This is a genomic window from Pseudomonas sp. G2-4 (genome assembly GCF_030064125.1).
Taxonomy (GTDB): Bacteria; Pseudomonadota; Gammaproteobacteria; order Pseudomonadales; family Pseudomonadaceae; genus Aquipseudomonas.
Map to the genome: position 1 here is coordinate 39,141 of NZ_CP125957.1, position 22,387 is coordinate 61,527.

A 22,387-nucleotide genomic window follows, 5' to 3' on the forward strand; every position below is an offset into this window, starting at 1 on the left:
GTAACAAAGAGAGAGCCTATCGTGACCCTTCGCACGTACCAGAATTACAGCCCGCGGCTCGCCCGTGGCGCTTTTGTCGACAGCACCGCGGTGGTGATCGGCGACGTCGAAATCGGCGAAGACAGCTCCGTCTGGCCGCTGACAGTCATTCGCGGCGACATGCACCGCATCCGCATCGGCGCCCGCACCAGCGTCCAGGACGGCTGCGTGCTGCACATCACCCACGCCGGCCCGTTCAATCCCGATGGCTTCCCGTTGCTGATCGGCGACGACGTGACCATCGCCCACAAAGTCATGCTCCATGGCTGCACCGTGGGCAGCCGGATTTTGATCGGCATGGGCAGCATCGTCATGGACGGCGCAATAGTTGAAGACGAGGTGATCATCGGCGCCGGCAGCCTCGTACCGCCGGGCAAGCGGCTGGAGAGCGGCTTTTTGTACGTGGGCAGCCCGGTGAAACAGGTCCGGCCACTGACCGACAAGGAGCGGGCGTTTTTCACCTACAGCGCGGCGAACTACGTGAAGCTCAAGAACCTGCACCTGGCCGAAGGTTATGACCAGGCCTGACGAGTTCGCCTGCTACCTCATCTTGGAGAGGGAGCTTGCTCCCGCTTGGGCGAAGCTCTCACAAAAATGGGTCTGCTGCGCAGCCCAGCGGGAGCAAGCTCCCTCGCCACGGGTTTACCGAACTCCTTAAGCGAGCTGTATTACGCCACTGCCCAGGAACTGCCATGCATTACCAAACCGTACTCTTCGACCTCGACGGCACCCTCACCGACCCGCGCGAGGGTATCACCCGTTCGATCCAGTTCGCCCTGGGCAAACTGGGCATCGACGAGCCCGACCTCACCCGCCTCGAACACTTCATCGGCCCACCGCTGTTGCAAGCCTTCATGCAGTTCTACGGCTTCGACGAAGCCAAGGCCTGGGACGCGGTGAACTTCTATCGCGAACGCTTCAAGGTCACCGGGCTGTACGAAAACCGGGTCTTCGACGGCGTGATGCCGTTGCTGGAAACCCTCGGCGGCCAAGGCCGGCAGCTGTACATCGCCACCTCCAAACCCTGGGTCTTCGCCCGGGAAATCGCCCGCCACTTCGACTTCGCCCGGCATTTCAAGGTGATCTATGGCAGTGAGCTGGACGGCACGCGGACCAACAAGGTCGAGCTGATTGCCCATTTGATGGCTGAAGAAGGCCTCGATCCGGGGAATACCTTGATGATCGGGGACCGGAAGCACGATTTGATTGGCGCTCGTAGTAATGGCTTGGATGCGGCGGCGGTGGGGTATGGGTTTGGGAGTCATGAGGAGTTGAGTGCCGAGGGGCCGGCGTATCACTTTGAGACGTTGGAAGAGCTGCATCAGGCCTTTGTACGGGAGTGATCGGCCGAGCACCGTCTGCTGTTCGTGGCGAGGGAGCTTGCTCCCGCTCGGCGGCGCAGCCGTCGTAGGTCGGTTGATGCGGTGTGTCTGGAAGCATGTGGCAGGCCTTTTTGGGGCGGCTTCGCCACCCAGCGGGAGCAAGCTCCCTCGCCACAGGGGATGGTGGTGTACGCGCACGTGGTGACCACCAAAAATCCAATGTGGGAGCGAGCTTGCTCGCGATGAGGCCCGTTCAGGCTCCGGGAGTCTTCGATTCTGCCAAGGCTTTCAAGGCTGCCTTGCGTTCATCGACCGGCAGTTTGCCGAGCCTTTCCACCGCCGCATAAAACGCCACCCAATCCCCATTCACCTGCTGGAACAACGCCGCAAACGCCGGCACCCACTGGTCATACAAACCAAACGGCAATAACCGCGCATTGTTCAGCGGCGCATAGGCCCAGGCGTCGTAGCGCTTGTCGCCGGCCCACTGGGTATCGCGCAGTTGCCGGTAGTCAGCGCGCAGGCGGTCGAATTCCTGGGCCTTGCGCTGGCGCATTTGTTCGGCCGGCAGGGGTTGGGTGTAGAGCTGTTCCAGCCGCTGACGCGCGTCGAGGACCAGTTGGATGAATTGATCGCGCTGGCGCATCCGTTTGCCGGTATCCGGCGCCAGCCCGCGACTGGCGCGCCATTGGCGGGTGCCTTCCTGTTCGACGAAGGTGGCGAAGGACTCGTTGAATTCCGTGTCGTCCTTTACATAAAAGCGCTGGTGCGCCAGCTCATGAAAGATCAGCGTCGCCAGGCGTTCATCGCCCCAATGCATCATCGAACTCAGGATCGGGTCGTTGAACCAGCCCAGTGTCGAATAGGCCTCTACGCCGCCAATCGCCACGTCCATGCCTTTCAAGCGCTGTAGCGCGGCTTCGCCACGGGCGGCGCCCTGGGTGTAATAGCCGCGATACGCCACGCACCCGGCAATCGGGAAGCAGTGGTTTTGCGGTGCCAGGGAAAACTCCGGCGTGGCGAAGACATTCCAGACCACGAACGGCCGGCCAATGTCCGCGTACAGGCGATAGCTTTTGTTGTCTGGCAGATGCAGCTGTGCGCTGGCAAACGTTCGAGCTTCCTGTGCCTGGGCCAAGTGCTCCCGCAGCTGGGGATCGCGCGTCGGGTCGGCAATGACCCGGTCGATAGGCTCCCGAGCTTGCAGCAGGCGCAGTTGGCCGCTGGCGAGCTGGCCGTAATAGCCGACGCTTGCGCAACCGTTGAGTAACAAAAGCAGGAGGCCTGGAAACAAAATCCGGAAAACACGGTCGAGTAACCGATGGCTTGAACGCGGCCTGATCAATTGGAATCACCCTGGGAAGTCTGACCCCAAGACTATCTCGCCTGCCTGGAGCTTCGCTATGCGCGTGTTGATGCTGACGAGTGGCCTGTTGCTGCTGACCGGTTGCGCCGGTCTGCCTGACCCTGATCCATCCCAAGCCTGGATCGACCTGGGGAACCATCAGGACACCGCGCTGCAAGCGCTGGAAGTCGATGACAAGACGTCCATCGACCGTCGATATTTCGAAGTGCAGCCCGGCAGCCATGAGCTGACGGTGCGTTATCAATTTGCCGTCGAGCCCGGCAACATCGGCCCGGAAGCCGAGCCGCTGTGGCGTGATTGCCGATTGAATGTGAAATTCAAGGACTTCAACGCCGGCCAGCGTTACCAGTTGCAGGCCGGTAACATCGGTTTCCGGCCGTGGGCCAAGCTGTACGATCAGCAGCGTAAAGTGGTGGGGCAGGGTACGCCGGCCGGCTGCCAGCAAAGCTGATCCGCGCTATGCTCAGAACCTGATCCGAGGGAGTTCACCATGCGCCTGTATCTGCTGTTATTGGCTTTCATCTCCATGAGCGGTTGTGCAACGAGCCCACTGCCCAAGGTCGATCCGAACATGGCGTGGGTCGATTTCGCGACGCCCATGCCGGGCGGCAAGATGCTGATGGCTGAAAGCCTCGACGGCCAACGGCTGCGGGACGGACGGTTCTTCCAGGTTTCGCCAGGCAGCCATGAACTGAAAGTGCGCTTCGACTTCGAAGTCCTTGGCGGTGGTGGGCTGGGCATGCAAGCCGAGCCGCAGGAGCGCCTGTGCTACATGCTCGTGCGGTACGATCATTTCGAGGCCGGCCAGCGCTATCGACTGGAAGCCCGCAACCTGGCGTTCACCCCAAGCGCCCGGCTCTATAACGCCCAGCGCGAAATCGTGGCCGAAGATCGGCAAATCAACTGCGTTCCGTAGCGCGGCCTAGCGGTCGTTTTTCTGATAGATGATTTTTTTCGTGCCGTTGTCGCAAGTACCCACCACCATGTTCTGGTCGTGGACTTCTTCGTTGACGACAATTTCCAGCGTGTAGGACGTGACGCCTTGAGCCTGGATCTTCGCTTCGATCTCAGCCTTCAACTCTTCACAGGGTTTGGGCGCTGCGAGGGCCGACGAGGCCAATGCGCAACCGATGACCGCCAGGGCAAATCGTTTCATGCTCGAATTCCTCATTGCAGCGCGCACTGCCTGGGCGCTGAAACTGCAGGCGTGCATTCGACCACAATTGCGTCGGGGTAAACAGATCGCCCGTCTGCAAAAAGATCGCAGCCTTCGCCAGCGGCTGGAGAGGCTGCGACCCTTTCACTGCATCAGCTCACCAGCGTCGCATCCAACGTGATCTTGGCATTCAGGACCTTGGAAACCGGGCAACCCTCCTTGGCCTTGTTGCTCAGCTCTTCGAATTGCTGCTGGCTGGCGCCGGGGATCTTCGCCTTGAGAATCAGCTTAACGGCGGTAATCGCAAAGCCGCCCTCAACCTGATCCAGGGTCACTTCGGCATTGGTGTCGATACTGTCGGCCTTGAGCCCGGCATCGCCGAGGATCATTGAAAACGCCATGGAAAAGCAGCCCGCATGGGCGGCACCGATCAGTTCTTCTGGGTTGGTGCCCTTGCCGCCTTCGAAGCGCGCCTTGAAACCATAAGGTGCTTCGCGCAACACGCCGGTTTCCGTGGAGATGGAACCGATGCCGGTTTTCAGGTCACCTTCCCAGTGAGCCGATGCTTTCTTGATGATAGCCATGTCTGCCTCCTCAATATCCGGCGCGGGGGTCGCGCCTGGGTGTTTTTCGTTGTCAGGGTTGTGAGGATAGACCGCCCGATAAAGTTCATCCTGTCGATTGTCCGACGAATTTAGTAGGAAATTTCGTCGCAGCTATTGAAACTCGGGTATATGCCCACATTGCATGGAACACACCTATAGAAACGGCAGGCTTTTGCCCGTAGGAAAAGCCCGGAACGCCGTTGGAGATCCCGGCCCATGAAACAGCTGTCCGAAGTGAAGTTCTCAACCCTCGACCTGGTGCCTGTTCGCGCCGACGGCAATGCCGCCCAGTCCTTGCGCAATTCGCTGGACCTGGCGCAACACGTGGAGCAATACGGCTACACCCGCTTCTGGGTGGCCGAGCACCACAACATGGACGGTATCGCCAGTTCCGCGACCGCCGTGCTGCTGGGCTATCTGGCGGGGGGTACTTCGACGATTCGCGTCGGCTCCGGCGGGGTGATGCTGCCCAACCATGCCCCGTTGATCATCGCCGAACAGTTCGGCACCTTGGAAAGCCTTTACCCGGGCCGAATCGATCTGGGGTTGGGGCGCGCACCCGGTTCCGACCAGATGACCGCCCGGGCCCTGCGTCGCGAACGCTCCGGCAGTGCGGACGATTTCCCCGAAGACGTGGCCGAACTGATGCGCTATCTCGGCCCGCGCACCCCGGATCAACGCATCATCGCCATGCCGGGCACTGGCTCCAACGTGCCGGTCTGGCTGCTCGGTTCGAGCCTGTTCAGCGCGCAACTGGCCGGCGAGCGCGGTTTGCCCTACGCCTTCGCCTCGCATTTCGCACCGCGCTATATGCACGAGGCGATCCGGATTTACCGCAACCACTTCAAACCGTCAGCGGTGCTCGACAAGCCTTATGTGATGCTCGGCGTGCCGCTGGTGGCGGCGGACACCGATGAGCAGGCCGATTACCTGGCGACCTCGGTGTATCAGCGGATCCTGGCGCTGATGCGCGGCCAGAGCCTGGTGCAGCGCCCACCGGTCGAGTCCATGAACGGTCTCTGGTTGCCCCATGAGAAAGAAGCGGTGGGTGACTTCCTGGGCCTGGCCATGGTCGGCGGCCCGCAGAAAATCAGGGCCAAGCTCGAAGTACTGATCGAGCAAACCCAGGCCGATGAATTGATCTTCACCAGCGATCTGTATGAACACGCTGATCGCTTGCGCTCGTATGAGTTGCTGGCGCAGGTCATGAAAGGCTGAATCAAGCGCATAAAAAAGCCGACGCATCGCGTCGGCTTTGATGTACGCGCAGGATCAGCCGCGCTTGTAGACGATTTCCTTCGCACCGCCCTCACAGCTACCGACGACTTCTCCGTCAGCCGCTGCGCCTTTATCGACAATCTCCAGCGAATAACCTGACACGCCCTTGGCATCCAGCTTCGCCGCGATTTCGCTTTTCAGCTCTTCACAGGGCTTGCCGGCCGCCAATGCACCACCCGCAAAGCTCAGCAGACACAGGGCCACCATCAACTTGTTCATCGCTCGCACTCCTTGGTCGGATCATTAGGCCAGTATTGGATAGGCAGGATGCGCTTGCCGGATAGCGCATCGCCATTCCCTATGGCACTCCGCCAGCGTGCAAGTTCACTGTGCTCAGCTATTCACAATCCGGAACCCGACTTTGAGGGTCACCTGAAAATGCGCGGCCCGGCCGTTTTCAATGTGCCCACGGGTTTCCGTGACTTCGAACCATTCCAGGTGCTTGAGGCTTTTACTGGCTTCGGCCAGGGCATTGTTGATGGCGTCTTCAATGCTGGTGGGAGACGAGCCGACCAGCTCGACTTTTTTGTAGGTGTGGTGATCACTCATGACGTTCTCCTTGGTTGTTTTTAACAGCCTAGCAGCGATTTTTCGCCTTACGTGTGGCGCCGTTTGCGCTTTGAAGTTCAGATTTACTGCACTTTCAGAAACGACCGCAGTCCCAATTCACACACGCCACTCAACCACTGCAGGAGAGAGCCACCATGGCCAGCAATTCTTTACGTAAAGCCTCGTTGCAAAGCATGGAAGCGGAGATCGAGAGTCTGCTCAAGTCGTTGGAAAGCCTGAAGGACGATGCGTCGGACGAGTCGCGTAAGACCCTCAAGTCGCTCAAGGCCAATGCTGAAAGTGCACTGAAACACTCCCGGCATCTGCTGAGCGATGCGTATGAAGAGGTCAAGGTAAAAACCCGTGAAACCGGGATTGCCACACGCGATTACGCTCAGGAACACCCATGGACCACGGCCGGTGTCGCGGTCGGGGCGCTGGGTTTGTTGGCTGCTTATCTGCTGTGCAAACGCGGTGACTGAGTCGATGGGCTCAGCTCATGCCTGAGCCATTGCGCCAATTGCCGGGCGCGGCCGTCTGCGGCGCGCTTGGGTAGCCACAATGCCAGTCGCGCCGGGGTTTCATCGAAGCCCCACGGCGCGACGAGGCGACCGGCACGCAGGTCCTCGGCCACCAGCGGCTCGGGGGCAATGGCCACGCCCAGCCCGGCAACGGCGGCCTCCAACAAATAATACAAATGCTCAAACCCTTGCCCGAACTTCAATGCCTGGGGTTCAAGGGCGTTTTGTCGTGCCCAGGTCGGCCAGGCTTGGGGACGAGAGGTGGTATGCAGCAGGGGCTCGTCCAGGATGGCCTTGGCCGGTGCGCTTTGCAGGCGCTCGAAACCGGCGTAGCGCGGGCTCATGACCGGGCCGATTCGCTCGCCGACCAGTTCATACACTTGCATGTCTGCCGGCCAGGGCGGCTCGGCGAACACCAGCAAGGCGTCCAGCCCGGGCCGCCTGGGGTCCAGGTCACCTTCGCCGGCGGACAGGTGCAGGCGTAAATCCGGCAGGTCGGCATTGAGCCGCCCCAAGCGGGGAATAAACCACCGCGCCAGCAGACTTCCCGAGCAGCCCAAGACGAACGGAGCATCCGCCGTGCTTTGGGTCAGCTCTGCGCAAACGCTGCGGAGCCGCTCGAAAGCATCGGCACTGACATCGCGCAGGCGCATGCCTGCATCTGTGAGTTTCAGGCCGCGTCCGTCCTTGCTGAACAGACTGACGCCCAAATGCTCTTCCAGTACCTTGAGTTGACGGCTGACGGCGCCATGGGTGACGTGCAGCTGTTCGGCCGCCTGGCTTACGCTGTTCAGGCGGGCAGTGGCCTCGAAGGCGCGCAGGGAGTTGAGCGGTGGAAGGTCGTGGCTCATGGGATCTGTGAGTTTTCCTGACAGGTTGCGGCGATCTTATCGGTTTTCAGTGCGGGATGTCAGGGGTAGAGTGGCCCTCATTGTCTTTCTATGCATTCGCCTGGAGCGCCCCGATGACCCAGTCTACGACCCCTTTCAACCTGCGCAGTGGCCCCGACGCCAACGGCCTGTTCGGCGCATTCGGTGGCCGCTACGTGGCCGAAACCCTGATGCCGCTGATCCTCGACTTGGCCCGCGAATACGAAGTGGCGAAGGAAGATCCGGCGTTCCTTAAAGAATTGGCCTACTTCCAACGTGACTACGTCGGTCGTCCGAGCCCGCTCTATTTTGCCGAACGCCTGACCGAATACTGCGGCGGCGCCAAGATCTACCTCAAGCGTGAAGAGCTGAACCACACCGGCGCGCACAAGATCAACAACTGCATCGGCCAGATCCTGTTGGCGCGGCGCATGGGCAAAAAACGCATCATCGCCGAGACCGGCGCTGGCATGCACGGCGTGGCGACCGCCACCGTGGCCGCGCGCTTCGGCCTGGATTGCGTGATCTACATGGGCACCACCGACATCGAGCGCCAGCAGGCCAACGTGTTCCGCATGAAGTTGCTGGGCGCTGAAGTGATCCCGGTGGTCGCCGGCACCGGCACCCTCAAAGATGCGATGAACGAAGCCCTGCGCGACTGGGTGACCAACGTCGACAGCACGTTCTACCTGATCGGCACCGTGGCGGGCCCGCACCCTTACCCGGCCATGGTGCGCGACTTCCAGGCCGTGATCGGCAAGGAAACCCGCGAGCAACTGCAAGCCCAGGAAGGCCGTCTGCCGGATAGCCTGGTGGCCTGCATCGGCGGTGGCTCCAACGCCATGGGCCTGTTCCACCCGTTCCTGGACGACAAGAGCGTCGAAATCATCGGCGTCGAAGCCGCAGGCTACGGCATCGAGACCGGCAAGCACGCGGCCAGCCTGAACGGTGGCGTACCGGGCGTACTGCACGGCAACCGCACCTTCCTGCTGCAGGACGAAGACGGCCAGATCATCGATGCCCATTCGATTTCCGCCGGCCTCGACTACCCGGGGATCGGCCCGGAACATGCCTGGTTGCACGACATTGGCCGGGTCCAATACACCTCGGTCACCGACGCCGAAGCCCTGGACGCCTTCCACAAGTGCTGCCGCCTGGAAGGGATTATTCCGGCACTGGAAAGCGCCCATGCCCTGGCAGAAGTATTCAAACGCGCACCAAACCTGCCGAAAGATCACCTGATGGTGGTCAACCTGTCCGGCCGTGGCGACAAAGACATGCAAACCGTGATGCACCACATGGAACAATCCCAGCAGGAGAAACACTGATGAGCCGCCTGCAAACCCGTTTTGCCGAACTCAAGGAACAGAACCGCGCGGCCCTGGTGACCTTCGTCACGGCTGGCGACCCGGACTACGACACTTCGCTGGCGATTCTCAAGGGGCTGCCGGCGGCCGGTGCCGACGTGATCGAGTTGGGCATGCCCTTCACCGATCCGATGGCCGATGGCCCGGCGATCCAGTTGGCGAACATTCGCGCCCTGGGATCCCACCAGAACCTGGCGAAAACCCTGCAAATGGTGCGCGAGTTCCGTGCGGGAAATACCGAGACACCGCTGGTGCTGATGGGGTATTTCAACCCGATCCATCGCTACGGCGTGCAGCGTTTCATTGGCGAGGCGCTGGACTCCGGCGTTGATGGCCTGATCGTGGTGGACATGCCGCCCGAGCACAACAGCGAGCTGTGCGAACCGGCCCAGGCCGCCGGTCTGGACTTCATCCGCCTGACCACGCCAACCACTGACGACGTGCGTCTGCCCACCGTGCTCAATGGCAGTTCCGGCTTTGTGTATTACGTGTCGGTGGCGGGCGTGACCGGCGCTGGCGCTGCGACGCTGGAGCATGTGGAAGAAGCCGTGGCGCGTCTGCGTCGGCACACCGATTTGCCGATCAGCATTGGTTTTGGCATCCGTACGCCGGAGCAGGCCGCCGCCATTGCCCGGTTGGCCGACGGCGTGGTGGTCGGTTCGGCGCTGATCGACCATATCGCCAAGGCCGACACGCCGGAGCAGGCGATTGATGGGGTGTTGAGCTTGTGTGCCGCCCTGGCTGAGGGTGTGCGAAACGCGCGCGTGAGCTGATTTCGGTTCAAGCGGTGGGTCACAAGAAGGGGTTCAGAATCTGATTCTGAACCCCTTTTTTTGTCTGTCGCTCACCCACCGCTGAAATCTGCAGCGATTCTGAAGAATTGTGGCGTTCGGAAAAATGACCTGTCCGGGAGTGCAAAACTAGGCCCATTAGAGCTTGGCTGGATTCCTTTGATCCGGCTTCCTGTTTGATGGGCAAGGGGGCACTGCGACCCGGCTGGCCATGTAAGGATGCTGACGAATGCCGCGTACTGTGGGTCCTTTTATTCAATGTGGTTTGCGCCCGTTGTTTCGCCTCGTGTTGTGCAGCCAATTGTGCTGGCCGGCGTTGGCGTTTGCCGATGCCACCTATGACCAGATGGTCCTGGACGCCCGCGCAGGCCATTACACCCCCGCGTTGAACGCGTTGCGCCAGGTGCCGGTCGCCCAGGCCAGTACCGCGCAAATCAGCGACCATCTGCAGATCGCCAGTTGGGCCGGCCTCGATGGGGAGGTCGTGAAGGTCTATGAATCCCAGGGCCGCTATCGCGACTTGCCGGTCCAGGCGCTGAGCGCAACGGCTCGCGCCTATCGCAACCTCAAGCGTTGGGAGGCGGCTGCCGAGGTGTATCGCCAGGCGCTGGTGATCGCCCCCAAGAACCCCGATCTGCAACTTGGCCTGGCCTTGACCCAGGCCGACGCCGGCAAGCCCGACGAAGCCGTCAGCCGCGTCAAGGCCCTGGTCGCCGCCAAGCCTGAAGACCCCATGCGTCGGTTGGCCTTGGGCTACGCGCTGACCCGTGCCGACAATCCCCACGAGGCGCTGTTCGAGTACGACCAGGCCTTCACCCGCGCCGGCAACAATCCCGAGGTTGCGCGGGAATATGTCATCGCCCTGCAACGTGCCCGACTGCCCGAGCCGGCCCTGCGCCTGGCCCGTCTGCAACCGGGGCTGATCGACCGTGGCATGCAGCGGCGCCTGGAGGGCGATGTGGCGGCCGAACGGGTGCGCCTGACGGACATGGCGAGCCGCAGCGAAACAGAGCGCTTCGTCATCGCTGACCGCGCCCTGGCCGATTACGACAAATTGCTCGCCACCTGGACCCCAGTGGCTGAGGCCCACGACGACGTGCTCCGCTGGCGCATCGATCGCATGGGCGCTCTTAACGCCCGCGCCCGTCGGGCTGAAGTGATTGCCGAATACCAGAAGCTGGTCGCCGAGGGCGTGAGCATTCCGACTTATGCCTTGCGCTGGGTGGCTTCTTCCTACCTGGAGCAACGGGAGCCGGAGATCGCCGTCGATCTGTACCGCCGTGCACTGACGGCGCCGGATGCCGATCCGGCGGACCGCTTCGAAGACAGCACCGCGCTCTACTACGCGCTGCTGGAAAGTGAAAAGTCCGAAGAGGCCCGTGCGCTGGCCGAAGACATGGCGAAAGTCCAGCCCCCGCGCATCGAGCTCAAGGGTCTGCCGATCGGCAATCCCAACGACGAGTGGATGGACGCCCAACAACTCGCCGCCCAGGCGGGTACTTACGGCGCTGATTTGCCCACCGCCGAAGCACGCCTGGAAGACCTGGTCAATCAAGGGCCCGGCAACATCGGCATGCGCCTGGCCCAGGTCGATCTGTACCAGGCCCGGGACTGGCCGCGCCGCTCGGAAAGCCTGCTCAAGGAAGTCGAGACCACGACGCCGCGCAGCCGTGACCTGGAAATCGCCCAAGCCCGTGCCGCCATGGATTTGCAGGAGTGGCGGCAGATGGATGCGCTGGTCGATGACGTGGCCGCCCGCTACCCGGAGAACGCCCATGTCAAACGCCTGCAGCGCCTGCGCGAAGTGCACGACATGGCCGAGCTGCGCATCGAAGCCTACACCGGCAAGAGCTACGGCGGCGGCAGTGGTGAGGCTGGTGCGGTCACCGGCAGTCGGGATTTTGGTATCGAAACGCTGCTCTACAGCCCACCCATCGACGAAGACTGGCGCCTGTTTGGCGGCGCCGGTTATGCCACTGGTGATTTCGAGGAAGGCACCGGTCATCACCGTTGGCAGCGCTTGGGCGTCGAGCGCCGCACCCGGGACATGACCCTGGAAGCCGAGGTCTCCAACCACTCGTATGGCTCCGGTGATAAACAGGGCGCACGCTTGGCCGTGGCCCGGGACATCAATGACCACTGGCAGTACGGCGGCAGCCTGGATTACCTCTCGGCCGATACCCCGCTAAGGGCCCTCAACAGCGGCATTCGCGCCAACGGCGGCAGCGGTTTTATTCGCTGGCGTGCCAATGAAAGCCGCGAGTGGCGACTGGCTGTCAGCCCGTCCCATTTCAGCGACGGCAATAACCGCCTCGAGGCTCAGCTGACCGGTCGCGAGGGCATCTACAGCGCGCCGCGGCTGCAAGTGGAGCTGGGTCTGGAAGTGGCGACCAGCCGCAACAGTGGTTCCAACGAAGTGCCCTACTTCAATCCCAAGTCGGATTTCACCGTCATGCCGATCGTGAGTGCCAACCACGTGTTGTACCGCCGCTATGAAACCACCTGGAGCCAGCAGTTCCAGGTCGGGGCTGGCACCTACAGCCAGCGCGACCAGGGCACCGGCGCCATGGGTTTGCTCGGCTACGGTCAGCGTTTCATCTGGAACGACGTGCTGGAGGCCGGTGCCGCGCTGAGCTGGCTCAACCGCCCTTACGACGGCGACCGCGAAAGCGATCTGCGCCTGCTTGTCGACCTCACCTACCGCTTCTAGAAGAGTTTGAAGATGCCTGTCATTTCGCGATTCATCCTTCTGCTGGGGGTCTTGCTGATCAGCGCTTGTGCCCAGCAAGCCCCGGCCTTCACGCCGCCCTCGCAGCGCCCGTTGGCGCCCAATGAGACACCGTGGCCGAAGAACCATGTGCTCGGCATTGCCTACCATGACGTCGAGGACCGCGATCCGGACCAGGCGCTGGTGGCGGTGCGCACCGAACGGTTGATCGAACAGCTGGCGTGGCTGCGGGAAAATAACTACCAGCCGGTCACCGTGGACCAGATCATCACTGCTCGCAACGGCGGTCCGCAACTGCCACCGCGTGCGGTGCTGCTGAGTTTCGACGACGGTTACTCGAGCTTCTACACCCGGGTCATGCCCATTCTGCGCGCCTATAACTGGCCGGCGATATTGGCGCCGGTGGGCAGCTGGGTCGATACGCCGCTGAACCAGACGGTGGATTTCGCCGGGGTGCCGCGCAAGCGGTCCGAGTTCTTGACCTGGGAGCAGATTCGCGAGGTTTCCAAATCGGGCCTGGTGGAAATCGCCGCCCACACCGATGCCAATCACAAAGGCATCCTCGCCAACCCACAGGGCAACCAGCAACCGGCGGCGACCACCCGACGCTATGACGCCGCCACCGGCCGCTATGAAACCGAGGCCGATTTCCAGGCTCGCCAGCGCAAGGACGTGGTGGCCATTTCCGAGAAAATCCGCAAGGTCACCGGTTACAGCCCACGCGTCTGGGTCTGGCCTTACGGGGAAGCCGACGGCACCTCGCTACAGGTGATCGGCCAGCAAGGCTATCAAATGGCGCTGACCCTGGAAGACGGCCTCGACGGCCTCGACAGCCTCGATAACCTGATGAGCGGCCCGCGCTTTCTGGTGGCCTCCGATCCGGATGGCGCGCACTTTGCCGAAAGCGTCGTGTCGGTGCAGACAATGGACCCGATGCGGGTGGTCCATGTTGACCTGGACTATGTCTACGACCCGGATCCGGTGCAGCAAGAAGAGAATGTCGGCAAGTTGATCCAGCGCATCGTCGACCTGGGCGCCAACACCGTGTTCCTGCAAGCCTTCGCCGATCCGAAAGGCGACGGCCTGGTGCATTCGCTGTACTTCCCCAACCGTCACCTGCCGGTACGGGCCGATCTGTTCGACCGGGTTGCCTGGCAATTGCAGACCCGCGCCAACGCAAGGGTGTTCGCCTGGATGCCGGTGCTCAGCTTTGCCTTGGATGCGAAGCTGCCGCGCGTGCAGCGCTGGGACCCGAAAACCGGCAAGACCAGCGTCGACCCGGACCAATATGTGCGCTTGTCGCCGTTCGACCCGAACGTCCGGCAGGTCATTGGCGAGATCTATGAAGACCTGGCGCGGATGAGTTCGCTGGAAGGGGTTCTCTACCATGACGACGCAGTGCTTTCCGACTTCGAAGACGCCGGCCCCGCCGCGCTGAAAGTCTATGCTGCCAACGGCTTGCCGACGTCCATCGCCACCCTGCGGGACGACCCGGCGGCGATGCAGCGCTGGACCCGTTTCAAGAGCCGCTACCTGATCGATTTCACCCATGAGCTCACCGCCAAGGTCCGGGCGATTCGCGGTCCACAGGTCAAAACGGCGCGCAATATCTTTGCCGAGCCGATGCTCAACCCTGAAAGCGAAGCCTGGTTCGCCCAGAACCTCGACGATTTCCTCGGCGCCTACGACTGGACGGCGCCAATGGCCATGCCGCTGATGGAAAAACAGACCCTCCAGCAGTCCGGTCCGTGGCTTGAGCGCCTGGTGGAGACCGTCAAGGCCCGCCCCGGCGCGCTTAAACGCACAGTGTTCGAGTTGCAGGCCCGTGACTGGCGCAGCCAGCCGAACAGTGACATCGACGGCCAACAATTGGCCGAGTGGATGGGACGCCTCAAGCGCTCAGGCGTGACCAGTTTCGGCTACTACCCGGATAACTTCATCGAAGACCAGCCCGCTGTGAAAACCGTGCGGCCGGCGCTCTCCAACAAGTGGAATCCTTGACATGCTCGACAGACTGCTCGCCCTGCTGGTGCTGGCGATTGTCCTTGGGGTGCCCCTGGGCCTGATCTTCCTGGTCACCGGGCAATTCCTGATGGACTTCGTGTTCTTTTACCCGCTGTTCATGTCCGGGTTGTGGATTGCCGGTGGCCTGTATTTCTGGCTGCACTGGGAACGCCACTGGCCCTGGAAGGACGATACCCTGCCGCCGCCCCTGGCCGGCGAGCCGTTGATCAGCATCCTGATTCCGTGCTTCAACGAGGGCGACAACGTCGCCGACACCATTCACGCGGCGCTGGGCCAGCATTACCCGAACATCGAAGTCATCGCCATCAACGACGGCTCGAAGGACAACACCGCCCAGATGCTCGACCAACTGGCGGCTGAAGACCCGCGCCTGCGCGTGCTGCACCTGGCGGAAAACCAAGGCAAGGCCGTGGCCCTGCGCATGGGCGCCATCGCGGCGCGCAGCGAATACCTGGTGTGCATCGACGGTGACGCGCTGCTGGCGCCCAATACCTGCGCTTATCTGGTGGCGCCAATGCTGGACAACGCCCGCCTCGGCGCGGTGACCGGCAACCCGCGCATCCGCACCCGCTCCACGCTGATCGGCCGGGTGCAGGTCGGTGAGTTCTCTTCAATCATCGGGCTGATCAAACGCACCCAGCGGGTTTTCGGGCGGATCTTCACCGTCTCCGGCGTGATCGTCGCGTTCCGTCGCTCGGCCCTGCACCGGGTCGGCTACTGGAGCCCGGACATGATCACCGAGGACATCGACATCAGCTGGAAGCTGCAACTGGATCACTGGAGCATCTTCTACGAACCGCGCGCGTTGTGCTGGATCCTCATGCCCGAAACCCTGCGCGGCCTATGGCGGCAACGGCTGCGTTGGGCCCAGGGTGGCGCCGAAGTCCTGTTCAAGAACATCCGGGGCATCTGGCAATACCGCCACCGTTATCTGTGGCCGCTGTTGTTCGAATACTGCCTGTCCACCGGTTGGGCGTTCACCTTCCTGCTGTCGGTGATTTTCTGGGGCGCTGGCAAATTCGTGGAAATGCCGGCGGCCATCGCGGTGGATCACCTCATGCCGCCAGCCTTCACCGGCTTGTTGCTGGCGGTGGTGTGCCTGGTGCAGTTCGGGGTGAGCATCCTGATCGATCGCCGTTACGAGAAAGGCCTGTGGCACATCATGTTCTGGGTGGTCTGGTACCCGTTGGTGTTCTGGTTGATCAGCCTGTTCACCACCCTGGTGAGCTTCCCCAAAGTGTTGTTCGGACAGCATCAGAAGCGTGCGCGCTGGGTCAGCCCGGATCGCGGTATCAAACCGTTCGATGATCAGGAAGAGGAAGTGATTCGATGAAAATTATCAGGACCCGGCAACGACCTTTTCTGGTGATCATTGACGCTCTCTTCACGGTGCTGGCGTGGATCGGGCTGGTGTATCTGCTGGTCAATGGGCTCTGGCCACTGTTCGACAGCCATGCGGGCCCGCGACTCGGCGGCTCGTTGATGGACACCCTCGGGACGTTGCAGATCTACGGCTGGATCGCCTTGGCCAACGCGGTGATCCTGATCCTCTGGGCGCGTTATCAGCAACGCAAAAGCCGCAGCTTCGCCCAACGGCGACTGCCGGCGCCGGTGGTGGACGATCAAGGCTTGAGCGACAGTTTCAAATTGACTGACGAGCGCTTGGAAACCCTGCGCCAGCCTGGCTCGAAGATCATCCACAACAACCAGGACGGTGATATCAGCCACGTCGTGCCGCACTTCCACTTGCTCAGCCCTGATCTGCAACCACCCCCTCTCGCACCGCTGGAGCGACCTCGCGTGATTCACTTGCCGGCCGATCGTGGGAGCGAGCCTGCTCGCGATAGCGCAGTGTCAGTCAGCATAGATGCCGGTTGACGCGACACCCTCGCGAGCAGGCTCGCTCCCACAGTGGATGGGGGGTGTTGAGACATTGAGCTCAAATGTGCAGCTGTCGGGGAAAGTGGAGCGAAGCTCAGCATAATTGTCACTGCAACCGGGTGGGCGCTGCGGCTATAGTTCGCATGCCGTCCATGGCCTGATCCGCATAAGGTGCCCGGTATGACCCGATCGAACTTTCTCACCCCCTGGCTGGCGGCTGTCGCCCTGGTGCTGTGCGCACAAGGGGCTGCCCAGGCCGAAGAGCGTTTCACCCTCAGCATTCCCGGCGTGTCGGACAACCGCCTCTTCACCGCTGCGGCTGCCAGTGATGCCAACAAGTGTGGTGGCAAGAACGTTTCCCCCGCCCTGAGCTGGAACGCCGGTCCGCCCGGTACCCTCAGCTACGCCATCGTCATGCTGGACCCGGACGGTCAGCGGGGGCAGGGCGTCGACCACTGGATCCATTACGGCATCAAGGCCAGCACGCGGCAGATTCCGGCGGGCGCGGGCACCAAGCCTACGTTGGAAGGCATGAGCGGTATCAACAGCAAGAACACTCACGGCTACATTGGCCCTTGCCCGCCCATCGGCGACAGCGCCCATCACTACCTGATCCAGCTCTTCGCCCTGGACCTGCCGCCGGATGCCTTGCCCGCGGGGCTTACACGCGCCCAATTGATGGAAAAGATCAACGGTCATGTCCTGCGCAACAGCAGCGTCGTGCGACGCTACCACCGCTGATCTGAACAGTACAAAACCCCCGTGGCGAGGGAGCTTGCTCCCGCTGGGCTGCGCAGCAGCCCCACACAAGGCTGCTGGCGCCCCACCACAAAATTGGCATCACACGCCAAAAGCGAGCACTATCGAGCCCCTGTTCACTCATGCCGGAGGATGGCGATGACGCAGAAACCCGACGGCATCGCCCGCCTCCTGAACTGCCCCACCAAGGGCGATGAGATACGCAGGGCTATCGCCCAGAGCCGCAAGGATTTCCTGCCTGCCGACGAGGCCGAAGACGCCGAGCCAGGCCAGCCACCGGCCCCGCCCGTGGACCCCGGTCGCGACGACTGAGCCGTCGCCCTCTCTCAACCTTTTGTTCAAAAATTGCCTATGACTGCCACCTCTCATCTCCCAGGCGAACGCTTCAGCCGATCCGATTACAAAACCCTGGGCCTCGCGGCCCTGGGCGGTGCGCTGGAGATCTACGACTTCATCATCTTCGTCTTCTTCGCCCTGACCCTCAGCCAACTGTTCTTCCCGCCGGAAATGCCCGATTGGCTGCGCTTGCTGCAAAGCTTCGGGATTTTCGCCACCGGCTACCTGGCACGGCCCCTGGGCGGGATCCTCATGGCGCACTTCGCCGACCGCCTGGGACGCAAGCGCGTGTTCAGCCTGAGCATCCTGATGATGGCCTTGCCGTGCCTGCTCATCGGCGTGATGCCGACCTATGCGCAAATCGGTTATTTCGCCCCGTTGCTGCTGCTGGCGTTGCGTATCCTGCAGGGCGCGGCGGTGGGCGGGGAAGTGCCCAGTGCCTGGGTGTTCGTGGCCGAACATGCACCGCTGCATCATCGCGGCTACGCCTTGGGTTTTCTTCAGGCTGGCCTGACCTTCGGCTACTTGCTGGGTGCCCTCACCGCCACGGCGCTGGCGCGGATCTACACGCCGGCGGAGATCCTCGATTACGCCTGGCGCCTGCCCTTCCTGCTGGGCGGCGTCTTCGGCGTGATCGGCGTCTGGCTGCGCCGCTGGCTGAGCGAAACGCCGATCTTCATGGCCCTGCAAGCCAATCGTGAGGGCGCGGCGGAATTGCCGTTGCGCACGGTCCTGCGAGAACACCGAAATGCCTTGTTGCCCGCCGTCATCCTCACCTGCGTGCTGACCTCCGCCGTGGTGGTGTTCGTGGTCATCACCCCGACCGTGATGCAGAAAAGCTTCGGCATGAGCCCCAGCCACACCTTCGCCCTGAGCAGCCTGGGCATCGTCTTCCTGAACATCGGTTGTGTCCTGGCTGGCTTGATCGTCGACCGCATCGGCGCCTGGCGCACGGTCATGCTCTACAGCCTGGTGCTGCCGGTGGGCATCGCGGTGCTCTACGCCAGCCTGATCAACGGCGGTGCCTGGCTGGGCCTGGCCTATGCCATCGCCGGACTGGGTTGCGGCGTGGTCGGCGCGGTGCCGTCGGTGATGGTCAGCCTATTCCCGCCGAACATTCGCGTGTCCGGCATCTCGTTCACCTACAACATCGCCTACGCGCTGTGGGCGAGCATGACGCCGTTGCTGCTGATTGCGCTGGTGCCGTGGAGCCCGTGGGTGTGCGTGGCGTATTGCGTGGTGATGGGGGCGGTGGGGATTGGTGCGGCGGCGTATTTTCCGGGGCGCAATACGAAGGCTGCGCAGCCGTCTCTGGCTTGTGAAGCCTAATCCAGCCTTCCAAGACGCTCACGCAGAAAATCCACAAAAGCACGGGTCCTTGCCGACCGGCGGCGGTCATGGCTGAAGACGGCGCTGATGGGCAATGCCACCGGATGGTAATCGGCAAGCACGGTGGACACGCTTCCCTGGCGCACGTCGGTTGCGAACAACCACTGTGGTGACAGCGAAATACCCAACCCGGACAGCACCATTTCCCGGATCGCTTCGCTGCTGTTGCTGGTGACGTTGCCCTTGATCGTGATGCTGTGTTGCTTCCCTCCCTGGTCAAATCGCCAGACGTCGTAATGCTCCAGCAGCGTGAACCCCAAACAGTTGTGGCGGACCAGATCGGCCGGTTCCAGCGGCGTGCCGTGTTGTTCCAGATACGCTGGGGAGGCGTAGACCCGGCGTGGGCTGTCGCCCAGGGAGACTGCCACCAACCCTTCGGTTTTCACCGCGCCAATCCGAATGGCAACGTCGATGTTTTCCTTCAGCACATCCTCGTTTTGATCGCTCAGGCGCAGGTCGATCCGCACTTTTGGATAATGCGCCAGGAACTCACCCACCCGCGGCGCAATGCACAACCGTCCGAAACTCACTGGCGCCGCCACACGCAGGGGGCCGGCGATCTGTTCCTGTCCGCTGGCGAAACTGAGCTTGGCCGTGTTCAGGCTGGCGAGAATTTCCTTGCTCTCGGCATAGAAACGCTGGCCCTGGTCGGTCAGCGCGAGCTGGCGGGTGCTGCGGGCAAACAACGCTCCGCCTAAATGTTGTTCCAGCGCGCGGATCTGCTTGCTCACTGCCGGTTGGCCCAGGTTCAGTTCCCTGGCGACGGCCGAGAACGAGCCACGCTCTACCACCCGTACGAACACCTGCATTGCGTCGAACAGATCCATCAGGATTTGGCCTCTATCTGGAATAAATTCTATTCATTGTTGCTTACTTATCGGAATGCATCGGCGGCTGCAATATGAACTCACCCACTCATTGGAGGTTTACCGTCATGAACAACGCCATGCTCGCCGCCATTGCCGAAACCGCCCAGGCTCCGCTGGTCGTGCGCCACATCCCCCGGCCTGCTCCCGGCAAAGGCCAAGTATTGATCAAGGTCCATGCGGTCGGAATCAATCCCCTGGATACCAAGATTGCGGCGGGAGGCGGTGCCCATGCCCGCCAGCCGCTGCCTGCGGTCTTGGGGATAGATCTGGCCGGGGTGATTGTTGAGCTGGGCGATGGCGTGGACGACTTCGCTGTTGGCGACGAGGTGTTCGGTATGGCCGCCGGAATCGGCGGAGCCCAGGGCGCCCTGGCCCAGTACGTGGCCGTCGATGCCTCCCTGATCGCGCCCAAGCCCGACTCATTGAGCATGCGCGAAGCGGCCGCCTTGCCACTGGTCTTTATCACCGCCTGGGAAGGGCTGGTTGATCGCGCCAACGTGCGGGCTGGCCAACAGGTGCTGATCCACGGTGGCGCGGGGGGCGTCGGTCAAATGGCCGTGCAAATCGCCAAGGCCCGTGGTGCCGAGGTCTACGCCACCGGCTCGGCCTCCAGCCTGGACTTCATTCGCGAACTGGGCGCCACCGCCATCGACTACCGGACCCAGGACACCGACAGTTACGTTCGCCTGCACACCGATGGCGAGGGCTTCGACATCGTCTACGACACCGTCGGCGGCCCAACCCTGGATGCGTCGTTCCATGCGGTGAAAACCTACACCGGTCATGTCCTCAGCTGTCTCGGTTGGGGACAACATAGCCTCGCCCCGTTGTCGTTCCGTGGGGCGAGTTATTCCGGCGTGTTCACCCTTATGCCGCTGTTGACTGGCAAGGGACGCGAGCACCACGGTCAGATCCTGCAGGAGGCGACAGCTCTGGTTGATGCCGCAAAACTGCGGATCAAGGTGGACCCACGGCGGTTTGGCCTGGAGGACGTGAATGAGGCGTTCCAGCAAGTCGCCAAGGGCCTTGGAAAAGGGAAGACCGTGGTGGAAATCGAGTAAGGAGGCGGGGGCTGTGCGGCGATGTATTTTCCCGCTCGGCCTCCGAAGCCGGCGCAGCCGTCGTTGTCTTGTGAGTCGCTCACCGACGGCGTAGTCAGCGAAACAACTTGAGAACCCCCCCAAACCCCGTAAAATGCCGCGGCCATTGTGCCACTACTCTTCAGGGACGAATCAAGATATGCGTGTTTTTGCACTATTGCTGGCCGCCTGCCTGATGGCGGGCTGTGCCTCCAAGCCGGACTACTACATTTCCCCCGCCCCCGTGACAATCCCCGAGACCGCCACCTATTGGGTCGACACGTTCAACGTTGAAGTCGTAGGCAAGAACGAACGCTTCCTGCCTGACGACGCGGTTCGGGAGCAGTTGCACAGCGACTTGGTCGGTCGTCTGCTCGATGCCGGACGCTACGCCAACAGCAAGGAAACCGCCGACTATCTGCTGGACGTGAACACCGTCTACGCGCGCCGTATCCAAGACACCCAAGGTGGCTTCATGAGCCATCTCGTGGCCGACAACACGCTTCTCGCCAGTGTCGATTTCAGCTATCAGGTCAAGGTGAAGAAGGCCGGTGCCGAGGTGTTGCACTTTGCCCAGGCTCGCAAAGGCTTGATGCCCGGCGGCGCGATAGGGCAATTGCAGAACATGAAAAGCATGATGGGCGCGCTGACCGACAAGGGCAATTCCGATGTCGAGGGTTACTACACCGGTCTGTTGAGCGGTTTTATCGTCGATGATCTCCAGGCCATTCCATCTCGCTAGTTATCTGCTGCACCTTTAGGAGCAACACGTGAAAACACTGTCCAAAATCCTGCTGTCGAGCCTTACCGCCGCGGTATTGCTGACCTTGGGCGGTTGCGCCTCGGAAAGCTCCCGGGCGCTGCCGGTGGAAAAAGTCGCCAGCGCCAGCGTTGCCTATTCAGGCCAGCGCGTGCCGATTGCCGTGGGTAAGTTTGATAACCGTTCCAGCTACATGCGCGGGATTTTTTCCGACGGCGTCGATCGTCTTGGCGGCCAAGCCAAGACCATCCTGATTACCCACCTGCAGCAGACCAACCGATTCAGCGTGCTGGACCGCGACAACATGGGCGAAATCGCCCAGGAAGCGGCGATCAAAGGCGCCGTGCAGAAGCTTAAAGGCGCCGACTACGTAGTGACCGGCGATGTAACTGAATTCGGCCGCAAAGAGACCGGTGATCGTCAGTTGTTCGGGATTCTCGGCCGTGGCAAGACCCAGGTCGCCTACGCCAAGGTCAACCTGAACGTGGTCAACATCAACACTTCCGAAGTGGTGTATTCCACCCAGGGCGCTGGCGAATATGCCCTGTCCAACCGTGAAGTGGTCGGTTTCGGTGGCACCGCCAGCTATGACTCCACGCTCAATGGCAAGGTTCTGGACTTGGCCATGCGTGAAGCAATCAACCGCCTGGTGGACGGCATCAATGCCGGCGCCTGGAACCCGCGCAACTGATCGGTAG

25 protein-coding genes are annotated in these 22,387 nt (G+C 62.0%); 18 read left to right on the forward strand and 7 right to left on the reverse strand.

All coding sequences use genetic code 11. The features are described from left to right. The first annotated feature begins 21 nt into the window (after positions 1–21). Together QNH97_RS00205 and QNH97_RS00210 are read left to right on the forward strand one after the other, a co-directional pair. Positions 22–567, forward strand: a complete 546-nt coding sequence (locus QNH97_RS00205; protein WP_283555063.1) for a gamma carbonic anhydrase family protein — start codon at positions 22–24, stop codon at positions 565–567. 164 nt (positions 568–731) lie between these two features. Further along, a complete protein-coding gene (locus QNH97_RS00210) occupies positions 732–1,382 on the forward strand; it encodes an HAD family hydrolase (protein WP_283555064.1) in 651 nt (216 codons plus the stop codon). Positions 1,383–1,614: 232 nt separating this feature from the next. Here QNH97_RS00210 and QNH97_RS00215 read toward each other — a convergent pair whose 3' ends face one another. Next, complete coding sequence (locus QNH97_RS00215) at positions 1,615–2,706, reverse strand: aminopeptidase (protein WP_283555065.1); 1,092 nt, start codon at positions 2,704–2,706, stop codon at positions 1,615–1,617. A 58-nt stretch (positions 2,707–2,764) separates the two neighbouring features. Here QNH97_RS00215 and QNH97_RS00220 point away from each other — a divergent pair, with 58 nt between their 5' ends. Both QNH97_RS00220 and QNH97_RS00225 read left to right on the forward strand, forming a co-directional pair. Further along, positions 2,765–3,178, forward strand: a complete 414-nt coding sequence (locus QNH97_RS00220; protein ID WP_283555066.1) for a PA0061/PA0062 family lipoprotein — start codon at positions 2,765–2,767, stop codon at positions 3,176–3,178. A 39-nt stretch (positions 3,179–3,217) separates the two neighbouring features. Next, positions 3,218–3,643 (forward strand): PA0061/PA0062 family lipoprotein, encoded by a 426-nt coding sequence (locus QNH97_RS00225; RefSeq protein ID WP_283555067.1) that lies wholly within the window; start codon positions 3,218–3,220, stop codon positions 3,641–3,643. A 6-nt stretch (positions 3,644–3,649) separates the two neighbouring features. Here QNH97_RS00225 and QNH97_RS00230 read toward each other — a convergent pair whose 3' ends face one another. Together QNH97_RS00230 and QNH97_RS00235 are read right to left on the reverse strand one after the other, a co-directional pair. Beyond that, positions 3,650–3,883, reverse strand: coding sequence for a DUF1161 domain-containing protein (locus tag QNH97_RS00230; RefSeq protein WP_283555068.1), 234 nt, complete (start codon positions 3,881–3,883; stop codon positions 3,650–3,652). Positions 3,884–4,035: 152 nt separating this feature from the next. Next, the gene (locus QNH97_RS00235) at positions 4,036–4,467 is read right to left on the reverse strand and encodes an OsmC family protein (protein ID WP_283555069.1); all 432 of its coding nucleotides are present in this window, start codon (positions 4,465–4,467) and stop codon (positions 4,036–4,038) included. A gap of 237 nt (positions 4,468–4,704) precedes the next feature. On the opposite strand from QNH97_RS00235, the gene QNH97_RS00240 reads away from it, so the two are divergent. After that, on the forward strand, positions 4,705–5,706 hold the full coding sequence (locus QNH97_RS00240) for an LLM class flavin-dependent oxidoreductase (protein ID WP_283555070.1): 1,002 nt from the start codon (positions 4,705–4,707) through the stop codon (positions 5,704–5,706). Between the two features lie 54 nt (positions 5,707–5,760). Here QNH97_RS00240 and QNH97_RS00245 read toward each other — a convergent pair whose 3' ends face one another. Beyond that, positions 5,761–5,985, reverse strand: a complete 225-nt coding sequence (locus QNH97_RS00245) for a DUF1161 domain-containing protein (protein WP_283555071.1) — start codon at positions 5,983–5,985, stop codon at positions 5,761–5,763. 114 nt (positions 5,986–6,099) lie between these two features. After that, entirely contained in the window at positions 6,100–6,315 is a 216-nt protein-coding gene (locus tag QNH97_RS00250) for a dodecin (RefSeq protein WP_003196424.1), read from the reverse strand. A 155-nt stretch (positions 6,316–6,470) separates the two neighbouring features. Here QNH97_RS00250 and QNH97_RS00255 point away from each other — a divergent pair, with 155 nt between their 5' ends. Beyond that, a complete protein-coding gene (locus tag QNH97_RS00255; RefSeq protein WP_025211165.1) occupies positions 6,471–6,797 on the forward strand; it encodes an ElaB/YgaM/YqjD family protein in 327 nt (108 codons plus the stop codon). On the opposite strand, the gene QNH97_RS00260 is transcribed toward QNH97_RS00255, so the two are convergent. Then, on the reverse strand, positions 6,770–7,687 hold the full coding sequence (locus tag QNH97_RS00260; RefSeq protein ID WP_283555072.1) for a LysR family transcriptional regulator: 918 nt from the start codon (positions 7,685–7,687) through the stop codon (positions 6,770–6,772). The genes QNH97_RS00255 and QNH97_RS00260 overlap by 28 nt on opposite strands. A gap of 113 nt (positions 7,688–7,800) precedes the next feature. On the opposite strand from QNH97_RS00260, the gene trpB reads away from it, so the two are divergent. The 9 genes from trpB (at position 7,801) to QNH97_RS00305 (ending at position 18,921) form a co-directional block, all read left to right on the forward strand. After that, a complete protein-coding gene (gene trpB / locus QNH97_RS00265; RefSeq protein ID WP_283555073.1) occupies positions 7,801–9,033 on the forward strand; it encodes a tryptophan synthase subunit beta in 1,233 nt (410 codons plus the stop codon). Further along, positions 9,033–9,845, forward strand: coding sequence for a tryptophan synthase subunit alpha (trpA, locus tag QNH97_RS00270; protein ID WP_283555074.1), 813 nt, complete (start codon positions 9,033–9,035; stop codon positions 9,843–9,845). The genes trpB and trpA overlap by 1 nt, the downstream gene beginning before the upstream one ends. Before the next feature lie 247 nt (positions 9,846–10,092). Next, positions 10,093–12,573: a poly-beta-1,6 N-acetyl-D-glucosamine export porin PgaA gene (gene pgaA / locus QNH97_RS00275; protein ID WP_283555075.1), complete on the forward strand. Its 2,481-nt coding sequence runs from the start codon at positions 10,093–10,095 to the stop codon at positions 12,571–12,573. A gap of 12 nt (positions 12,574–12,585) precedes the next feature. Further along, entirely contained in the window at positions 12,586–14,592 is a 2,007-nt protein-coding gene (gene pgaB, locus QNH97_RS00280; protein ID WP_283555076.1) for a poly-beta-1,6-N-acetyl-D-glucosamine N-deacetylase PgaB, read from the forward strand. Between the two features lies 1 nt (position 14,593). Further along, the gene (gene pgaC, locus QNH97_RS00285; protein WP_283555077.1) at positions 14,594–15,949 is read left to right on the forward strand and encodes a poly-beta-1,6-N-acetyl-D-glucosamine synthase; all 1,356 of its coding nucleotides are present in this window, start codon (positions 14,594–14,596) and stop codon (positions 15,947–15,949) included. After that, complete coding sequence (gene pgaD, locus QNH97_RS00290) at positions 15,946–16,494, forward strand: poly-beta-1,6-N-acetyl-D-glucosamine biosynthesis protein PgaD (protein WP_283555078.1); 549 nt, start codon at positions 15,946–15,948, stop codon at positions 16,492–16,494. The genes pgaC and pgaD overlap by 4 nt, the downstream gene beginning before the upstream one ends. 183 nt (positions 16,495–16,677) lie before the next feature. Next, on the forward strand, positions 16,678–17,238 hold the full coding sequence (locus QNH97_RS00295) for a YbhB/YbcL family Raf kinase inhibitor-like protein (RefSeq protein ID WP_283555079.1): 561 nt from the start codon (positions 16,678–16,680) through the stop codon (positions 17,236–17,238). Between the two features lie 156 nt (positions 17,239–17,394). After that, positions 17,395–17,568, forward strand: a complete 174-nt coding sequence (locus QNH97_RS00300) for a hypothetical protein (RefSeq protein WP_283555080.1) — start codon at positions 17,395–17,397, stop codon at positions 17,566–17,568. 39 nt (positions 17,569–17,607) lie between these two features. Further along, the gene (locus QNH97_RS00305; protein WP_283555081.1) at positions 17,608–18,921 is read left to right on the forward strand and encodes an MFS transporter; all 1,314 of its coding nucleotides are present in this window, start codon (positions 17,608–17,610) and stop codon (positions 18,919–18,921) included. Here the strand turns inward: QNH97_RS00305 and QNH97_RS00310 are convergent. Next, on the reverse strand, positions 18,918–19,808 hold the full coding sequence (locus QNH97_RS00310; RefSeq protein WP_283555082.1) for a LysR family transcriptional regulator: 891 nt from the start codon (positions 19,806–19,808) through the stop codon (positions 18,918–18,920). The genes QNH97_RS00305 and QNH97_RS00310 overlap by 4 nt on opposite strands. A 107-nt stretch (positions 19,809–19,915) precedes the next feature. Here QNH97_RS00310 and QNH97_RS00315 point away from each other — a divergent pair, with 107 nt between their 5' ends. The 3 genes from QNH97_RS00315 to QNH97_RS00325 all read left to right on the forward strand — a co-directional run bounded on the left by QNH97_RS00315 (position 19,916) and on the right by QNH97_RS00325 (position 22,380). After that, entirely contained in the window at positions 19,916–20,911 is a 996-nt protein-coding gene (locus QNH97_RS00315) for a zinc-dependent alcohol dehydrogenase family protein (RefSeq protein ID WP_283555083.1), read from the forward strand. A 178-nt stretch (positions 20,912–21,089) separates the two neighbouring features. Further along, positions 21,090–21,671 carry a hypothetical protein gene (locus tag QNH97_RS00320; protein WP_283555084.1) on the forward strand — a complete coding sequence of 194 codons (582 nt, stop codon included), beginning with the start codon at positions 21,090–21,092 and terminating at the stop codon, positions 21,669–21,671. A 28-nt stretch (positions 21,672–21,699) separates the two neighbouring features. Continuing rightward, positions 21,700–22,380 (forward strand): CsgG/HfaB family protein, encoded by a 681-nt coding sequence (locus tag QNH97_RS00325; RefSeq protein ID WP_283555085.1) that lies wholly within the window; start codon positions 21,700–21,702, stop codon positions 22,378–22,380. Positions 22,381–22,387 lie beyond the last annotated feature (7 nt).